This is a genomic window from Cryobacterium sp. Hh11, from assembly GCF_004404045.1.
GTDB classification, from domain to species: Bacteria; Actinomycetota; Actinomycetes; order Actinomycetales; family Microbacteriaceae; genus Cryobacterium; species Cryobacterium levicorallinum.
The window spans coordinates 56,829-73,434 of record NZ_SOHF01000035.1 but is presented as its reverse complement, the minus strand read 5'-3'; the positions used below and the strand labels follow the sequence as shown (position 1 = coordinate 73,434).

The 16,606-nt window shown below is 67.1% G+C and carries 17 protein-coding genes; 13 read left to right on the top strand and 4 right to left on the bottom strand.

Features of this window, described 5'->3' with window-relative positions; all coding sequences use genetic code 11:
* Positions 1-15: 15 nt before the first annotated feature.
* From E3T46_RS15965 to E3T46_RS15935, 7 genes are all read left to right on the top strand, one after another.
* Positions 16-804, top strand: coding sequence for a DeoR/GlpR family DNA-binding transcription regulator (locus E3T46_RS15965; RefSeq protein WP_134579293.1), 789 nt, complete (start codon positions 16-18; stop codon positions 802-804).
* Positions 801-1,802 (top strand): 1-phosphofructokinase, encoded by a 1,002-nt coding sequence (locus tag E3T46_RS15960; RefSeq protein WP_134579292.1) that lies wholly within the window; start codon positions 801-803, stop codon positions 1,800-1,802. The genes E3T46_RS15965 and E3T46_RS15960 overlap by 4 nt, the downstream gene beginning before the upstream one ends.
* Positions 1,799-3,823: a fructose-specific PTS transporter subunit EIIC gene (locus tag E3T46_RS15955; RefSeq protein ID WP_134579291.1), complete on the top strand. Its 2,025-nt coding sequence runs from the start codon at positions 1,799-1,801 to the stop codon at positions 3,821-3,823. Before E3T46_RS15960 ends, E3T46_RS15955 begins: the two co-directional genes overlap by 4 nt.
* 96 nt (positions 3,824-3,919) lie before the next feature.
* Positions 3,920-5,650, top strand: a complete 1,731-nt coding sequence (gene ptsP / locus E3T46_RS15950) for a phosphoenolpyruvate--protein phosphotransferase (RefSeq protein WP_277870986.1) — start codon at positions 3,920-3,922, stop codon at positions 5,648-5,650.
* Between the two features lie 44 nt (positions 5,651-5,694).
* Positions 5,695-5,973 (top strand): HPr family phosphocarrier protein, encoded by a 279-nt coding sequence (locus tag E3T46_RS15945; protein WP_092451256.1) that lies wholly within the window; start codon positions 5,695-5,697, stop codon positions 5,971-5,973.
* A gap of 146 nt (positions 5,974-6,119) precedes the next feature.
* Entirely contained in the window at positions 6,120-6,392 is a 273-nt protein-coding gene (locus tag E3T46_RS15940; protein WP_241980834.1) for a hypothetical protein, read from the top strand.
* A gap of 41 nt (positions 6,393-6,433) precedes the next feature.
* On the top strand, positions 6,434-7,360 hold the full coding sequence (locus E3T46_RS15935) for an FHA domain-containing protein (RefSeq protein ID WP_134579289.1): 927 nt from the start codon (positions 6,434-6,436) through the stop codon (positions 7,358-7,360).
* 38 nt (positions 7,361-7,398) lie between these two features.
* Here the strand turns inward: E3T46_RS15935 and E3T46_RS15930 are convergent, their stop codons facing one another.
* On the bottom strand, positions 7,399-7,923 hold the full coding sequence (locus tag E3T46_RS15930) for a hypothetical protein (protein ID WP_134579288.1): 525 nt from the start codon (positions 7,921-7,923) through the stop codon (positions 7,399-7,401).
* Between the two features lie 211 nt (positions 7,924-8,134).
* Between E3T46_RS15930 and E3T46_RS15925 the strand changes: the two genes are divergently transcribed.
* The gene (locus E3T46_RS15925; protein ID WP_206751487.1) at positions 8,135-8,365 is read left to right on the top strand and encodes a hypothetical protein; all 231 of its coding nucleotides are present in this window, start codon (positions 8,135-8,137) and stop codon (positions 8,363-8,365) included.
* A gap of 428 nt (positions 8,366-8,793) precedes the next feature.
* On the opposite strand, the gene E3T46_RS15920 is transcribed toward E3T46_RS15925, so the two are convergent.
* Positions 8,794-9,567 (bottom strand): gamma-glutamyl-gamma-aminobutyrate hydrolase family protein, encoded by a 774-nt coding sequence (locus E3T46_RS15920; RefSeq protein ID WP_134579286.1) that lies wholly within the window; start codon positions 9,565-9,567, stop codon positions 8,794-8,796.
* A gap of 218 nt (positions 9,568-9,785) precedes the next feature.
* Here E3T46_RS15920 and E3T46_RS15915 point away from each other — a divergent pair, with 218 nt between their 5' ends.
* The 5 genes from E3T46_RS15915 to E3T46_RS15895 all read left to right on the top strand — a co-directional run bounded on the left by E3T46_RS15915 (position 9,786) and on the right by E3T46_RS15895 (position 14,453).
* Entirely contained in the window at positions 9,786-10,517 is a 732-nt protein-coding gene (locus E3T46_RS15915; RefSeq protein WP_134441711.1) for a PspA/IM30 family protein, read from the top strand.
* Between the two features lie 145 nt (positions 10,518-10,662).
* Complete coding sequence (locus E3T46_RS15910) at positions 10,663-11,496, top strand: arginase family protein (RefSeq protein ID WP_134579285.1); 834 nt, start codon at positions 10,663-10,665, stop codon at positions 11,494-11,496.
* A 195-nt stretch (positions 11,497-11,691) separates the two neighbouring features.
* The gene (locus E3T46_RS15905; RefSeq protein WP_134472207.1) at positions 11,692-12,480 is read left to right on the top strand and encodes a crotonase/enoyl-CoA hydratase family protein; all 789 of its coding nucleotides are present in this window, start codon (positions 11,692-11,694) and stop codon (positions 12,478-12,480) included.
* A gap of 146 nt (positions 12,481-12,626) precedes the next feature.
* The gene (locus E3T46_RS15900) at positions 12,627-14,090 is read left to right on the top strand and encodes an NAD(P)/FAD-dependent oxidoreductase (protein WP_134579284.1); all 1,464 of its coding nucleotides are present in this window, start codon (positions 12,627-12,629) and stop codon (positions 14,088-14,090) included.
* Positions 14,091-14,093: 3 nt separating this feature from the next.
* Positions 14,094-14,453 (top strand): Fe-S oxidoreductase, encoded by a 360-nt coding sequence (locus E3T46_RS15895; protein WP_134467270.1) that lies wholly within the window; start codon positions 14,094-14,096, stop codon positions 14,451-14,453.
* 109 nt (positions 14,454-14,562) lie between these two features.
* Here the strand turns inward: E3T46_RS15895 and E3T46_RS15890 are convergent, their stop codons facing one another.
* Together E3T46_RS15890 and E3T46_RS15885 are read right to left on the bottom strand one after the other, a co-directional pair.
* Positions 14,563-16,053, bottom strand: coding sequence for a catalase (locus tag E3T46_RS15890; protein WP_134579283.1), 1,491 nt, complete (start codon positions 16,051-16,053; stop codon positions 14,563-14,565).
* A 46-nt stretch (positions 16,054-16,099) separates the two neighbouring features.
* Entirely contained in the window at positions 16,100-16,582 is a 483-nt protein-coding gene (locus E3T46_RS15885; RefSeq protein ID WP_134579282.1) for a Fur family transcriptional regulator, read from the bottom strand.
* Between the last annotated feature and the right edge of the window lie 24 nt (positions 16,583-16,606).

The following is a 16,606-nucleotide window of genomic DNA, read 5'->3' as shown; positions in this document are numbered from 1 at the left end:
TCGAGGAGGCAATTCGTGTTCGCCGAAGAACGTCAACTCTTGATCGCCGCACTCGTGGCAACCGAGGGACGGGTCACCGTGGCCGACCTCGCCGCGCGTTTCACCATCACCGCCGAAACCGTGCGCCGTGACCTCGACACCCTCGAGGCCGCCCGCCAGTTGCGCCGAGTGCACGGCGGTGCCGTCGCGATCGATCGCCTGAGCCTGTCAGAGCCGAGCCTCGACGAGCGTCAGACCCAACGCCTCGACGAGAAGTCCCGCATTGCCGCTACCGCCCTGCGCATGATTCCCGCGAGTCGAACCGGCTCGATCTTGCTCGATTCCGGCAGTACCACCGAACGCCTCGCCGAGCGCCTCGCCGCTTGGACGCCCGCCGTCGCCGGCGACCAGCTGCTCGTGATCACCAACGCCGTTCCGATCGCCGCCAAACTCTCCCGCAACGACGCCATCAACCTGCACATTCTCGGCGGTCGGGTGCGCGGGCTGACCAGCGCGATCGTCGGTGCCGGCACCGTCGCCCAGCTCGCGGCGCTGCGCCCCGACATCGCCTTCATCGGCACCAACGGCATCAGCGCGACCTTCGGCCTCAGCACCCCGGACTCGGTCGAAGCAGCGGTCAAGTCCGCGATCGTCCGGGCAGCCCGGCGCGTCGTCGTTCTCGCCGATTCCAGCAAGCTCGACCAGGAGACCCTGGTCTCCTTCGCCGCCCTCGCAGCGATCGACACCTTAATAACGGATGCCGCGCCATCCGCCGACCTTGCCGCCGCGCTGGCCGCAGCCGACGTCGACGTGGTGATCGCGTGATCGTCACGCTGACCCCCAACCCGAGCCTCGACCGCACCATCGAACTGGCCGGCCCGCTCGCCCGCGGCGAAGTGCAACGGGCCGTCGCCGCCCACGGCGAACCCGGCGGCAAGGGCGTCAACATCTGCCGCGCCCTCGAAGCGAGCGGCATCTCGAGCCTGGCCATCCTCCCCGGCGACGCCGACGACCCGGTGCTGCTCGCCCTGACCAGCCACGGCATTCCGCACCTCGGCCTGCACATCGGCAAACCGCTCCGCAGCAACGTGGCGATCACCGAACCCGACGGCACGACCACCAAGCTCAACGAACCCGGACCGGAACTGAGCCCGGCCCAGCAAAACGCCCTCGTCGACCTGGTGCTCGAGCGGTCGGCCGGCGCCAGCTGGCTCGTGCTGGCCGGGTCCGTGCCGCCCGGCGTGCCCGACGATTTCTACGCCCGCATCATCCGCGAGCTGCGCGAACGCCTCGGCTCGGCGGCACCGAAAGTGGCCGTGGATTCGTCGGGTGGCCCACTGGCGAAAGCGGCGCTGGCCCACCCCGATCTGCTCAAACCCAACGGTGAGGAACTCGCGGAGTTGAGCGGTCTGTTCGACGGCGACACACTGGAGGCAAACCCCGACCTTGTCGTCGACGCGGCGCGCGTGCTCATCGCAGGCGGTGTCGGTGCCGTACTGGCCACCCTCGGAGCGAAGGGCGCCGTGCTCGTCACTGCCGAGGGCAGCTGGCTCGCGACCACGCCGCCGATGATCGCCGTGAGCACCGTCGGTGCCGGCGACTCGGCCCTGGCCGGTTACCTGCTGCAAAGCAACCTCGGCGCGAGCGCCCCCGACCGCCTGCGCCAGGCCGCCGCCCACGGCGCCGCCGCAGCCTCCCTACCCGGTTCCACTGTTCCCGCCCTGCACCAAACCAACCCCCGCGCCGTCACCGTGACGGACCTTGCCCCAGAATCGGTCCCCCGGCCGGTCCTGGCCGCACATCCAAAGGAGGATGACCAGTGACTGCACTGATTACCCCGGAGCTCGTTGCTCTGGACACCCATCTCGGCAGCGAGCCGAAGGACGTCATTCGGCGCCTGGCCGAGCTCGTCGTCGAATCAGGTCGCGCCACCGAGATCGAGGCGTTGTACGCGGATGCCCTCGCTCGCGAAGCGAAGACCGCCACCGGCATTCCGGGTGGCCTCGCCATTCCGCACTGCCGTTCGTCGGCCGTGTTGGAACCCACTCTCGCGCTGGCCCGTCTGTCGACCCCAGTCGATTTCGGATCGAAGGACGGCCCCGCCGACCTGGTCTTTCTCATCGCGGCCCCGGAAGGCGCCGACCAGGAACACCTGAAGATTCTGGCCAAGCTCGCCCGGTCGCTCATGAAGAAGGACTTCACCGCCGCCCTTCGGGACGCGTCGACCGCGCAGCAGATCGTCGAACTCGTGGGCAACGTCGTCGCCCCGGTTCCGGTTGCCGCTGGCGCCCACGCTGCCGGTGCCGCCGAGAACGCAAACGCCGGTACCGGTCCGGCTCAGACCGGCGCCGAGTCAACCAGCAGGGGGCGCATCGTCGCCGTCACCGCCTGCCCGACCGGCATCGCGCACACCTACATGGCCGCCGACTCGCTCGTGGCCGCTGCCAAGGCCGTCGGCGTCGACCTGCAGGTGGAAACCCAGGGTTCGGCTGGCGTCACCCCGCTCGACCCAGCGGTCATCGCTGCCGCCGACGCCGTGATCTTCGCCGTCGACGTCGACGTGCGCGGCCGCGAACGCTTCGCCGGCAAGCCCGTCATCAACGCCCCGGTCAAGCGCGGCATCGACGAGCCTGGCCGACTGATCGAGGAAGCCCTCGCGGCCGCACTCAACCCGAACGCCCGTCGCGTCAGCGGCACCGTCGACCTCGGCGGCGCATCGGACGAGAAGAGCGAGCACCTCGGCCAGAAACTCAAGCGCGCGCTGCTCACCGGTGTCAGCTACATGATTCCGTTCGTCGCCGGCGGAGGCCTGCTGATCGCCCTCGGCTTTCTGCTCGGCGGCTACGAGATCACGGAGGTCGCCGATGACGTCGTGATCAACAACAGCCTGTTCAACCTGCCCGACGGCGGCATGCTCATCTACCTCGGGGCGGTCTTCTTCAAGATCGGCGCCCTGTCGATGGGCTTCCTCGTTCCCGCACTGGCCGGCTATATCGCCTTCGCCATCGCCGACCGTCCCGGTATCGCGCCCGGCTTCGTCGCGGGCGCCGTCGCCGGCTTCATGGGCGCTGGCTTCCTCGGAGGCATAGTCGGCGGGCTGCTCGCTGGTGTCGTCGCCATGAGTATTGCCAGGATCAGCGTTCCGCGCTGGCTGCGCAGCCTGATGCCCGTCGTGATCATTCCGCTGATCGCATCGATCGTCGCGTCCGGGTTGATGTTCCTCGTTCTCGGCGGTCCGATCGCGCTGCTCACCGTGGGACTCGGCAATTGGCTGAACAGCATGACCGGGGCATCCGCTGTGATTCTCGGTGTCATTCTCGGTCTCATGATGGCATTCGACCTTGGCGGTCCGGTCAACAAGGTCGCCTACTCGTTCGCCGTCGCCGGCCTCGGCGCGGCGAGCCTCGCCAACCAGGCACCGTGGCAGATCATGGCCGCGGTCATGGCCGCCGGCATGGTTCCGCCGCTCGCAATGGCCCTCGCCACCGTGATCGACAAGAAGCTGTTCAGCCTGTCTGAGCGTGAGAACGGTAAGGCGGCCTGGCTGCTGGGTGCCTCGTTCATCTCGGAAGGCGCCATTCCGTTCGCCGCCGCCGACGTGTTCCGGGTAATTCCGGCCGCCATGCTCGGCGCAGCGGTCACCGGCGGGCTGTCCATGGCCTGGAACATCACGAGCAAAGCGCCGCACGGTGGAATGTTCGTCTTCTTCGCCATCGACAACTTCCTGCTGTTCGTGCTCGCCATTGCGATCGGTACTGTGGTATCAGCGTTCGCCGTGGTCGGGCTCAAGCGTTACGCGGTGCGTAAGCCCGCAGTCGTGGACGCCGCCCCGACCAACGCCTGACCCGGAAAGTACCCCGTGCGGGAACTCCCCGCGAAGAATGCCACGCAGTACAGTGACGCCAGCCGCAGGCTGGGGTTCAAGGAATTGAGGACGATCGTGCAGACGCTTTCAGGCAAGGCCAGTACCGACCAGGCCGAAACCGGCCGCACCTTCACCGGAGTCGGTGTCAGCCCCGGCCGTATCGTCGGCTCCATCCTGTTGATGCCCCAGCCCGTGCGGGAACCCGCTGCGGGCGAACGCCTGGCCGAGGGAACCACGCCGGAAGAGGCATCCGCTACCCTGCGGGTCGCAGCAAAGGCCGTGCAAACCAGTCTCACAGCTCGCTCGGTCGGCGCTTCGGGCGCCGGCCGGGAGGTGCTGGAGGCGACGGCACTGATGGCGAACGACCCCATGCTGGTTAAGGCGGCCGTCAAGCTCATCACCAACGGTTCCTCACCGGAACGGGCGATCTGGGATGCGGCCGCCTCGGTGGCCGAAATGCTGCACAACCTCGGCGGTTACATGGCCGAGCGGGCGACCGACGTGCTCGATGTGCGCGGCCGGATCGTGGCCGAACTGCGCGGCGTTCCGGCCCCCGGAATCCCGTACTCGGACACGCCGTTCATTCTGGTCGGCGAGGATCTTGCGCCGGCCGACACCGCCACTCTCGACCCGGCGAAGGTTCTCGCCCTCGTCACCTCGAGCGGCGGACCTCAGTCGCACACGGCCATCATCGCCCGCGCCCTTGGGCTGCCGGCCGTGGTCGCCGCTGTCGGCGTCGAAGGCCTGACCGAGGGCACCACCGTCTTCGTGGACGGCGCGGCCGGAACGATTCTGGTCGACCCCGGCGCCGACGAGATCGACCTGGCCCAGGCCTGGGCGACCACCACCGCCGCCCTGGCCCTGTTCGACGGCACCGGGCGCCTGAAAGACGGCCACCTGGTTCCGCTGCTCTCCAACGTCGGCGGCGCCAAGGATGCGGTCAAAGCCGCAGCCGCCGGTGCCCAGGGCGTCGGCCTGCTGCGCACCGAATTCTGCTTCTTGGAACGTGACACCGAGCCCACCATCGCCGAACAGGTCGAGGCCTACCGCGGCGTGTTCGACGCGTTCCCCGGCAAGAAGGTCGTCGTGCGCACCCTCGACGCCGGCGCCGACAAACCGCTGCCGTTTCTGACCGATGCCTCCGAGCCGAATCCCGCCCTCGGCGTGCGCGGCTACCGCACCGATTTCACCTCCCCCGGAGTGCTTGAGCGTCAGCTCCAGGCCATCGCGCAGGCAGCCGACGGCACCGAGGCGCAGGTCTGGGTGATGGCGCCGATGATCTCCACCGCCGAGGAAGCCGAACATTTCGCCGGCCTGTGCGCCGCGGCGGGGCTCACGACACCCGGCGTCATGGTCGAGGTCCCCTCGGCCGCGCTCACCGCCGCGAGCATTCTCGAACACGTCGACTTCGTCAGCCTCGGCACCAACGACCTGACCCAGTACGCCATGGCCGCCGACCGCCAGCTCGGCCCACTCGCGGCCCTCAACACGCCGTGGCAGCCAGCAGTGCTGCAATTGATCCGCCTGACCGTGGCCGGTTCGCGCGACGAGGGCAACGACAAGCCGGTTGGGGTCTGCGGTGAAGCTGCCGCCGACCCCGCCCTCGCGGTGGTACTGGTCGGACTCGGCGTCTCGACGCTGTCCATGACCGCACGGGCCCTTTCCGCCGTCGCTGCCGTGCTCGCGAGCGTGACGCTGCCCGAGGCACAGCAACTGGCTGCCCTGGCCCTCAAATCACATTCAGCAACGGATGCCCGTCGAATCGTTCGCGAGAAACTTCCCATACTTAATACGCTGGGTTTGTAATCTACCCTCACTCTTTGTCAACACCGCTTACCCTGGAGGACCCCATGTCTGAACGAACCGCTGTCATCGCAAGCCGCGTAGGCCTGCACGCCCGCCCCGCCGGAATCTTTGTCGCCGCGGTCGGTGAGCTGCCCCTCGAGGTCACCATCGCCATGGCCGGCGAGCCGGCCGAGGACGCCATGGATGCGTCGAGCATCCTCTCCATTATGAGTCTCGGCGCCTCCAACGGCGATACCGTCGTGCTGCGTGCCGACGGCGAAGGCGCCGACGAGGCTCTCGACTCCCTGGTCAAGATTCTGGAGACGGATCTCGACGCCGAATAATACCCGTTCCCCGTTTGGGGACAATCCTTTACCGCACGCAACTAGGTAACTACGCTAGGTAAATCGCGCGGGCGCTGTGCCCGCGCGAGACCGGCGCACCTGCCGGTACCTGCACCACCATCTGTGCGAGCGAAAAGGAACCTACCGTGACTGAACGACAGACGTACCTGGGCAACGTTGAGAGCACCCCTGAATCCGAGGAGCACACCATCAAGGACTGGGCGGATCTCGGCCAGGAAATGTGGTCGTACCTCACCGGTAAGGGTGCGGCCATCAACTACAGTTTCATCGATATGGTCGTCGAAGTTCCCCGTGACATCGGCCCCGATGCTCCGCGGGCCGTCTGGAAGCTCAACGGCACCCTGCGGGTCACCACGAGCGACGAGAAGTCGCTCGGCTCCGATCCGTTTCGGGGCTGATCGTGAGCTCCTCGGCGAGCTCAACACTGGCTGGCTCCCCGGTGAGTCTGCACATCGATCTCGCCTTTTCCCTGGTCGAACCGACGGGTGCGGTCGGTGCGTCGAAAGCTTCCTCCGGTGCGGATTCGAGCGGAGCAGAGTTCGGCGATTCCTTTGGGGCAGCGGATGCCATGCAGGGCACGGTGACCGCCGACGGCACGGAGATCACCGTCTTCACGAGCAACCCGGAAATGTTCGTGCAAGGGCGTGCGCTCAATCTGGAACCATTGCGCGCGTTGGCTTCCGAATTAGCCTCCCGCGGTCTGACCGTCTCCATCACAGGCCCGGTCGGGATGATTGCGCGTCTCGGCGACGTGCAGGCATCCGTTTCGCAACGGCTGCTGACGCGGTCACCGCACATCGTGCTCGGGTCCCGAAACGCCCTCGGGCCGCTCGTGCAGGCACGAATGCGCGGGCGTGCGCGCATGCCGGTTGCCATTCCGCTGCCGCCATCGACGGTGTTTCCGCTCGCACCGACCTTTGATCGACACCGCCGGCGAAAGATCACCACAACGCACTACACGCCGGGAAGCGGGCGACCCCGCCTCATCTTCGTCGTGGGCTCGGAGAACTGGAACGGGCAGATGCCCCGGGAGTTCAACCTGCTGCCGGGCGTGACGACGATCGGATCGTCCGCGGATGCCGACCTGCAATTGCCCGGGTTGAAACCGCTGCACGCCGAAATTCGCCACGATGACAACGATGAGTACGTTCTGTTTGCGATGGGTGACGTCGCGAGCAGCTCTCGGCCGGCCGAGGGAGGCACCGGGAACAGCCAGATTCTGCGCACCGGGTCACGGCTCGAAATGGGCCCGTGGCGCATGGGCTACTTTCGGGAGGAATTCGCCGACCACGGCCGGCCGTTTGGCGGGCGCGTTGGCGGCGAGCTGGCATTCCAGAAGCCGCAGCCGCCCAGGCCGCGGGCCTGAGGGGCGCGTGAGGGTGTCGCACGTTCGATGCGGCACCCTCACGGGGTGAACAGGTCGGTCCAGACCGCTCGAGAACCCGATTCCCCGATGAGTGCAACCGTGACGACCGATCCAAGCGCGCTGACCAGAACCACAAGATCAAGAACAATGGTCGCCGCGAGGCGTCCGGCGCGGTGTGGCAGAGCGGATGCGAAACGGGCGCCCTCGGCGGTCACGTAGCGGTACCAAAACCACTGCAGTGCCGCCACGAGGAACAGGGCGATCACCCACGGCAGCAGCGTGTTGCCGAGCGAGGTGTGCGTGCCGAGCAACGGGGTCACGTTGACCAGCCGGGACTGCAGCCACTCCCCCGCCTGCACGGCGAGCGGAACCAGCACGAGCGCTGTCAGGGCCACCAGGGGCGTCACGATGCCCAATCGCCGCCGAGCGGCCGGCCAGAATGCGGTGAGCAGCGCGCACAGAGCGGCGAGTGGCACCACGATCACGACCGCGTGCACGATCAGCACGTGAAGCGGCAGTCCGTTGAATTCCCAATCAATGTTCAAGGCGTATCTCCACTTCATCGGCTCTTGCGGGCGGGGAAATCAGAATGAGCGGAAGCACTTGCCGGAGGGAAAATACCACCATTTGGCGTTTCCTGCTGTCCCCATCATGGGGAGGACATCACGCTGTCTCTCCCCGCTAGGTTGGAATTATCGAACCGATCACCCGGAGTCGGCGATGGAACGGACAATCGTGAAAATGTTGCAGACAGAGTGCCCCGAATGCCAACAAATGGTGTGGATCACGTCGGATACCCGCTTCGCGACCTACCATTCCCTGGCCAATTCCTCCAAGGATTGCCCGGGCTCCCGAATGATCGTTCCGGTTCCCCCCAAACAGACCGCTGCGAGCCGTAAGCGGGCGCAGGCCGAACTCCTCGCCTGGAGCCACTCTACAAGCGCTGTCAGTGCCACCGAACACCAGGCCACCGAACACCAGGCCACCAAACACCAGGCCGCCTGACACCAGCCGACTCGAGCATCCGAGGCGGTGTCGACTCCCTACCCGGGTCGGCACCGCCTCGTTTTGTGGAATGGCGGCCTCGGTTCAGTTCAGTCGGCCGACCGCTGTGCGCTCGACGCGTTGCAACGGATGCGTGACAAACCGGCCGACCGGGAGCTCTCATTCTGGCGCGGGGGTAGACTCTTTTTTTTTGTTTTTTATCAGCCTCTTCTCAGGCCATGCCCCGTACCGTTACACACGGAGTTCCCCCACTCCACGTAAAGCCCCGGCATATTTCTCACCTCCCCCCAGGCGAGAAGTGCCGGGGTTTTTTCGGTTCCGCGGTGCCGCCAGGGACGCGCCCAGGCGGTCTCGGCAGGCTCGGCCAACGGATTGGTGGCGATACCGAGACCAGCGCGGGTCGTTCAGCGGATGCCGACCCCGGCCGGTTACGCGGCGAGCGCGGGGGCGTCGACGCGCAGCGAGCGCGCCTCGTGCTGCTCGGCCAGACCGGCCAGAAGCAGGGCGAGCTGATCGACCGGAGAGTCGGGCGCTTCGGGGTGCCACTGCACACCGGTGATCGGAGCACTCTCGTGCTCGAGGGCTTCGATCAGGCCGTCGGGGGCGTGGGCGGCGGCGGCGAGCCCGGCGCCGAGGCGGTCGACGATCTGGTGGTGGGCGCTCTGCACCGAGATGTCGATGCGGCCGAGGCTGGCGGCCAAGGTGCTGCCTTCGGCCAGGACGACGTCGTGGGTGGAGAGAATCTGGTCGATCGGCACGTCGATGTTTTTGTGAATGCCGTCGTCAATGTGCTGCACCAGATTGCCGCCGAGGGCGACATTGATGATCTGCAGGCCGCGGCAGATGCCCAGCAACGGGGTGCCGAGCAGGAGGGCACGCTGCACCAGAGCGATCTGGCCCTCGTCGGCGACCGCAAAGTGCGCCGTCTCACCCTCGTAGCCGGTAGCGCCGCCGTAGAAGTGGGGCGTGACGTCTTCGCCGCCGACGATAATGAGGGCGTCGGCATCCGCTGTGATGCGCAGCAGTTCGACCGGTGTGACGTCGGCAGCGGCGACGCGGGTGACGGCCCAGCCGGCGGTTTCGGCATCGGCGGCGACGCGCGAATTGAGCACCTGCACCTTGGCGTGATAGGCGGGGCGGTCTGGGCGCGCTCCGGTGACCTCGACGACGACGAGCATCCGGTTCGTGAATTCTTGGTTCATGCCGGGCTCCCGTCCTATCGCATTGCTGTCCTGATTCCATTGTGGGCTGCGGGCCTGTCGCACGCGAATAGCCCTGTAACACAGGGCAACATCGCAATCGCACGGATTTCCTGAGGTTCCCAGACTCGCCTCTGCCGGTCACCCTAAACTTTGGTCATGCACGCACTTTCCTGGCGGGTCAGCTCGACCAGGACGACTCCTTTGGAAGGGACACCCGAATGACCAAGCAGTCCATCTTCGGCCGTATTTCCCAGCTCGCGAAGGCGAACATCAACGCCATCCTCGACTCGGCGGAAGACCCCGCCAAGATGCTCGACCAGATGGTGCGCGACTTCTCGAGCAGCATCTCCGACGCCGAGAGCGCGATCGCCGAGACCATCGGCAACCTGCGGCTGCTCGAAGACGACTACCGCGAAGACCAGGAAGCCGCCGTGGAGTGGGGCGACAAGGCCCTGGCCGCGAGCCGCAAGGCCGACGAGCTGCGCCTGGTCGGCAACGCTGCCGACGCCGACAAGTTCGACAACCTCGCCAAGGTCGCGCTGGGTCGCCAGCTCACCTCGGAGAAGGAAGCGAAGACCGCTGAGCCGCAGATTCAGGCCCAGACCGCCGTCGTCAACCAGCTCAAGACCGGCCTGAACGCCATGAAAGAGAAGTTGGTGCAACTCACCAACAAGCGTGCAGAGCTCGTCGCGCGCTCCAAGACCGCCAAGGCGCAGGCGCAGGTGATGGATGCCGTCAAGAGCATCGACATGATGGATCCGACAAGCGAGGTCAACCGCTTCGAGGACAAGATCCGTCGCGAAGAAGCCCGGGTTCGCGGCGCGCAGGAGCTCGCCGCGTCGAGTCTTGACGCCCAGTTCGAAAGCCTCGACGACCTCGGCGAGCTCACCGAAGTGGATGCCCGCCTCGCGGCTCTGAAAGCCGGAACCACCGCCGCCCTCGAGCGCTGAGCGTTCAGTGGACAACTTTGGTGGGTGACACCCCGGTGGCACCCACCAGAGTTGTCCACTCAGGACCTGGCCGGCGAGCCCGGCCAGAAATTCGCTCTCGGCGAAGCGGATGTTGTTGGCCCCGGCCGCTGCGCCATACTGAGGTATGGCTCCCACCTTCGTTGTAGTACCGCAGTGGCAGGGTTCGATTTCTCCGCGCGCCATGCGCCTGGTCGACGGGGCGGCGGCCATTCAAGGCGACCTGCCCTTTTCGGCCACGCGTCTGGTCGACGTGCCGGTCGAGGCCGGTGACGCGCTCGATACCGGGGTGCACCGGTTCTCCGCGATCCAGCAGGTGCGAGAACGCCACACCGCTGTTTTGAAGGACACGGCCGATTGGGCGCTCTCAATCGGCGGCGACTGCGGCATTGCCCTCACCGCTGTCGAGCACGCGGCGCGTACGCATCCGGGCGATCTGGCCGTCGTCTGGTTCGACGCCCACCCCGACCTGCACACACCAGAGACCTCACCGTCCGGTGGATTCTGCGGCATGGTGCTGCGCGCGATCAGCGGCGAAGGGCCAGCCGAGCTGGAACTCGCCGCCACGAGCAGCGTGTCACTCGACCGCGTCGTGCTGGCCGGAATCCGCGATGTCGACGATGCCGAAGACGTTCTCCTGCAGGAGCGCGGCCTGGTGAGCGTGTCCTGCTCCGAGTTGACCGACCCGGTCGCCCTGGTCGCGGCCGTCGCTGCCATCGGCGCCAAGCACGTCTTCGTGCACATCGACCTGGATGTGCTCGATCCGTCAGCTCTTGGCGGCCTGAATGACCTGATTCCGTTCGGGTTGAGCGTGGCCGAACTCGGTAAAGCGATCACCGCCCTGCGCGCTGAGTTCACCCTCGCCGGAGCGACGATCACCGGGTTCGCGCCGGCCTCCCCCGAGGCGGCTACCGATGATCTGCCGAGCATCCTGCGCATCATCGGGGCACTCACCCGCTAGGCACTGATCTCGCAGGTGACCGGACTGAGTGGGTGGGAATGCGCATAACTCCTGCAATTTCTGGCTGGCCAGGGACACACCGGCATCATTCCGGGCAACTTTGCGGGACCGCCAACGAATTGCAGGAGTTATGGACTCGGGGCGATAGGCCCGGCGAGCACCGCACGAATTCACACACCGACCAATGGAGGCCCCATGAACGATCAGCCCCGCATCCTCACCGAGCGCCGCGGCCACATTCTGCTGATCGGGTTCAATCGGCCCGAGAAGCGCAATGCCGCCGACTTTGCCCTGCTGCGGCAGCTCGCCCTCGCCTACGGCGAGCTCGACCGCGACCCCGAGCTGCGCGTCGGCCTGGTCTACGCCGTCGGCGAGCACTTCACGGCTGGGCTCGACCTCGCCGACATCGGTCCCCGGCTGGGCCCTGCCGGGCTCGAGATGGTGCCCGAGGGCGGCATCAACCCGTGGCAAGTGGATGGCGAATCCCTCAGTAAACCGGTCGTCATCGCCGTGCAGGGAACCTGCCTCACCCTCGGCATCGAGCTCATGCTCGCGAGCGACATTGTGGTTGCCGCCGAATCGACCAAGTTCGGGCAGATCGAGGTAGCCCGCGGCATTTTGCCGTTCGGCGGCGCGACGATTCGGTTTCCGCGTGCGGCCGGCTGGGGCAATGCCATGCGCTGGCTGCTCACCGGTGAGCTGTTCGATACCGCCGAAGCGCATCGTTTGGGCCTCGTTCAGGAAGTCGTGCCCGACGGCACCCAGTTCGACCGGGCGCTCGAGCTCGCCGAGAAGATCGCCGCCCAGGCACCCCTCGCGATCCAGGCCACCCTCGCCAATGCGCGCCTGGCGCAGCGGGAGGGGGCGGCATCCGCTGAACAAGAGCTGCAGCCGGCCCTCGCCCGCCTGGTGCAAACCGAGGACTCCCGCATCGGCATGCAGTCGTTCATGACCCGGACCCCCGCCGTCTTCGTGGGCCGTTAGCCACGCGCGCACCCTCCTCTTCTGCGACCGGGCCCAGAACGCAGGCCCGGTTTATAAACCGGGCCTGCGTTCACAGAGTGGGCCCCGGACGGGCACCTCGGGATAGGCTGCTCTGAACGGTCGGGCCACAAAGTCAAGGAGATTCAATGTCAAGTCAGAACTACGACGTCATTGTGATCGGCGGCGGCGCTGTCGGCGAGAATGTGGCCGACCGCACCGCGCAGGGCGGCCTGCGCACGGTCGTCGTCGAAAGCGACCTGGTCGGCGGCGAATGCTCCTACTGGGCCTGTATGCCGTCCAAGGCTCTACTGCGCAGCGGCGCCGCCCTCGCTGCGGCCAAGCGAGTGCCGGGCGCTGCCGAAGCCGTCACCGGAACCGTCGACGTGCGCGCCGCCCTCAAGCAACGCGACGCCATCGCGAGCCACTGGAAGGACGACGGCCAGGCAAAGTGGCTCGAGTCGGCCGGAATCGACCTGGTACGCGGCCACGCCCGCCTCACCGGCACGAAAGAGGTCACCGTGACGTCCGCCGACGGTACCGTGACCGTGCTCACCGCCACGCACGCCGTCGTCGTCAGCACCGGTTCGGCCGCCCTCCTGCCCGACATTCCGGGCCTGACAAACATCGAACCCTGGACCAGCCGCGACGCGACCAGCGCCCAGGAGATTCCGGCCAGCCTGGCCGTGATCGGCGGCGGCGTCGTCGCCGCCGAGATGGCCGCCGCCTACGCCTCACTCGGCTCGACAGTGACCGTCATCGCGCGCAGCCCACTGCTCGGCGGTCAGGAACCCTTCGCCGGTGAGCTCGTCACCGCCGCCCTGCGGCGCAACGGCGTCACCGTCCTCGTCGGCCCGTCTACCACCGAAGCCCACCGCGACGCAGCCGGCACCGTCACGCTCACCCTCGACGACGACAGCACCGTCACGGCCGAGAAAGTGCTCGTGGCCATCGGCCGAACCCCGCGCACCCAGGATCTGGGCCTTGAAACCGTCGGGCTCGACGAAGGCGACTGGCTCGCCGTCGACGACACCCTGCTCGTGCAGGGCGACTCCCCGGCGCTCGCCGGTGATTGGCTCTACGCCACCGGCGACGTCAACCATCGCGCGCTCCTCACTCACCAGGGCAAATACCAAGCCCGCGCAGCCGGCGACGCGATCGTGACCCGCGCGGCCGGCAGACCGATCGACACGGCGCCCTGGGGCGTGCACGTCGCGACCGCCGACCACGCCGCCGTGCCCCAGGTCACCTTCACCGACCCGGAGGTGGCCTCGGTCGGGTTGACCGCAGCATCCGCTGTGAAGGCGGGGTATCGCATCCGTATTCTGGATTACGACCTGGCCAACCTGGGCGGTGCCTCGGTGCTCGCCGTCGGCTACGTCGGCAAGGCGCGCGCGATCGTCGACCTCGACCGCGAGGTTCTGCTCGGCGTCACCTTCGTCGGGCAGGATGTCGCTGAGCTGTTGCATTCGGCCACGGTCGCCATTGTCGGCGAAGTGCCGATCAACCGGCTGTGGCATGCCGTGCCGAGCTACCCGACGCTGAGCGAGGTCTGGCTGCGGCTGCTCGAGGCGTACGGACGCCCCGGGTACACCGACGAAGAATCACGATAGCGGATGCGGCGACTCCTCTTTGATTCACCGGTGAGTCGCGCCGGCTACCTCTACGCGACCGCGTTCGGGCTGGTCTGGGGCTCGATCTGGAGCACCGGCCGGGTCGAGAAACGCGCCGGACTGTATGTCTTTCGCGGCATGCCGCCGTGGACGTTCGGACGCGGCGGATCCTGCGTCGGCGGCTGCTACCTCACCAATCAGAACGTCACCGCGGCCGTGCTCGAGCATGAGGCCGTGCACAAACGCCAGTGGCAGCGCTTCGGCATGGTCTTTCCGCTGCTATACGCGCTCGGCGGGCGCAATCCGCTGCAGAACCGCTTCGAGATCGAGGCCGGCCTGAAAAAGGGCGGCTACATCCGCTAGTTCAGCCAACGTGGCTCGTGACACCGCCGCCCATTCCGGTGAGCGGCTGCAGCACACACAAAACCGCCCGGCCTGGGAACAGGCCGGGCGGTTTTGTCGTGCATAAACGCTACTGCGCGGCGACGTACTCAGCGTCGATGGCGGCAGCCGCGGCGAACACAGCGAGGTTCGCACGCAGCTTGGCGCCGAGGTCGGCGTCAACGCTGGTCCAGTACCAAATGGCACGCTCGGTGACCTCGGGGCGGGTCACGCCGCTGATGGCACCGGTGATGGTGTCAAGGAAGCGCGCCTTGGCGGCGTCGTCGTAGACCTCGCGGTACAGCGTTCCGGCCTGGCCGAAATCGCTGTCCTCGCTGCGCAGGGTCGCGGCGGCACGCAGCAGCGTTCCGTCGCCTTCCCAAGCGCCCTCGCCGGCCGCGGCCGGGTCGGCGACGGGGCCACCGAGGGAGTTCGGCGCATAGTTCGGCTCGCTCGGGGCGTTGTAGTAGTGGCGCTGCGCGCCATCCTGCGAGTAGTTGTTGACCGGGCTCTTCGCCGCATTGATCGGCAGCTGGTTGTAGTTGGTGCCCACGCGGTAACGCTGCGCGTCGGGGTAGGAGAAAATGCGCGCCATGAGCATCTTGTCGGGGCTCGCGGCAATTCCGGGAACGAGGTTGGCGGGCGAGAACGCGGCCTGCTCGATCTCGGCGAAGAAGTTCTCCGGGTTGCGGTTGAGGGTGTGGGTACCGACCGGAATGAGCGGGAAGTCGGCGTGCGGCCAGACCTTGGTCACGTCGAACGGGTTGAATCGGTAGGTGTTGCCCTGCTCGTACGGCATGACCTGCACGGAGACGTTCCAGGACGGGAAGTTGCCGGCGGCAATGGCGTCGGACAGGTCGCGACGGTAGTAGTCAGCATCCGCTCCGGCGATGAGCTCAGCTTCTGAGCCTTCCATCTCGACGTTGCCCTGGTTGGATTCGAAGTGGTACTTCACCCAGAAACGTTCGCCCGCAGCGTTGATCCACTGGTAGGTGTGCGAGCCGAAGCCGGGCATTTCACGCCAGGAGCGCGGCAGGCCGCGGTCGCCCATGAGGTAGGTGACCTGGTGGGCGGACTCCGGGGAGAGGGTCCAGAAGTCCCACTGCATGGTCGCGTCGCGCAGGCCGGTGCCCGGCAGGCGCTTCTGCGAGTGGATGAAGTCGGGGAACTTGATGCCGTCGCGGATGAAGAACACCGGGGTGTTGTTGCCGACGATGTCGTAATTGCCCTCGGTCGTGTAGAACTTGACCGAGAAGCCGCGCACGTCGCGCCAGGTGTCTGGGCTGCCCTGCTCGCCGGCCACGCTGGAGAAGCGCTGCAGGGTGGGGGTGACGGTGCCGGGCTGAAACACGGCCGCGCGGGTGTACTTCGAGACGTCGCCGGTCACGACGAACTCGCCGTGCGCTCCGCCGCCCTTGGCGTGCACGATGCGCTCCGGAATGCGCTCGCGGTTGAACTGGGCGAGCTTCTCGACCAGGTAGCGGTCGTGCAGCGCGGTGACGCCGTCGGCGCCGACGGTGAGGGAGTGCGCGTCGCTGGCGACGGGCGTTCCCGTCTGGTCGGTAGTGGGCTTGATAGTCATGGTGCTCCTTGGTGTGGATCAGCAACGCGAGGTTGGCGGAAGAAAGTTAGGGGTGTGCGGTGTCGAGCTGGCACTGGGCGCACAGGCCCCAGTAGATGACCTCGGCGGCGCGCACGTCGAAACCGAGCGCATCCGCCGGCGTGAGGCAGGGTGCGTGACCGACGGCACAATCCACGTCCTGCACCACAGTGCAGCGGGTGCAGACGATGTGGTGGTGGTTGTCGCCGACCCGGCGCTCGAACAGGGCGGGCGAACCGGCCGGTTCGATCTTGCGCACGAGTCCGGCAGTGCCGAGCGAGGCGAGCACCCCGTAGACCGCCTGCAGCGAGGTGCCGGGCAGGTCGGTGTGCACCGCTGTGAACAGGGCGTCGGCGTTGGAGTGCGGCATATCGGTGAGGGCGCGCAGCACCGCCAGACGCGGCGCCGTAACTTTGAGACCAGCCGAACGGATGCTGTCGGCCAGCAACCCGGCGTCGGCTGCGGCCAGGCGCAGGCCCGCGGTCTCTTCGCTCGGTTCGGTCGTCGTCATGCTCCGACCCTAACATTTGTTTTG

Excerpts from the sequence above, each read along its gene's own strand:
- E3T46_RS15930 (WP_134579288.1), bottom strand. The coding sequence starts at position 7,923 with ATGAAGTGGAGATACGCCTTGAACATTGATTGGGAATTCAACGGACTG.
- E3T46_RS15920 (WP_134579286.1), bottom strand. The coding sequence starts at position 9,567 with ATGAACCAAGAATTCACGAACCGGATGCTCGTCGTCGTCGAGGTCACC.
- E3T46_RS15945 (WP_092451256.1), top strand. The coding sequence starts at position 5,695 with ATGTCTGAACGAACCGCTGTCATCGCAAGCCGCGTAGGCCTGCACGCC.
- E3T46_RS15900 (WP_134579284.1), top strand. The coding sequence starts at position 12,627 with ATGTCAAGTCAGAACTACGACGTCATTGTGATCGGCGGCGGCGCTGTC.
- E3T46_RS15925 (WP_206751487.1), top strand. The coding sequence starts at position 8,135 with ATGGTGTGGATCACGTCGGATACCCGCTTCGCGACCTACCATTCCCTG.
- E3T46_RS15895 (WP_134467270.1), top strand. The coding sequence starts at position 14,094 with ATGCGGCGACTCCTCTTTGATTCACCGGTGAGTCGCGCCGGCTACCTC.
- E3T46_RS15890 (WP_134579283.1), bottom strand. The coding sequence starts at position 16,053 with ATGACTATCAAGCCCACTACCGACCAGACGGGAACGCCCGTCGCCAGC.
- E3T46_RS15905 (WP_134472207.1), top strand. The coding sequence starts at position 11,692 with ATGAACGATCAGCCCCGCATCCTCACCGAGCGCCGCGGCCACATTCTG.
- E3T46_RS15910 (WP_134579285.1), top strand. The coding sequence starts at position 10,663 with ATGGCTCCCACCTTCGTTGTAGTACCGCAGTGGCAGGGTTCGATTTCT.
- E3T46_RS15915 (WP_134441711.1), top strand. The coding sequence starts at position 9,786 with ATGACCAAGCAGTCCATCTTCGGCCGTATTTCCCAGCTCGCGAAGGCG.
- E3T46_RS15885 (WP_134579282.1), bottom strand. The coding sequence starts at position 16,582 with ATGACGACGACCGAACCGAGCGAAGAGACCGCGGGCCTGCGCCTGGCC.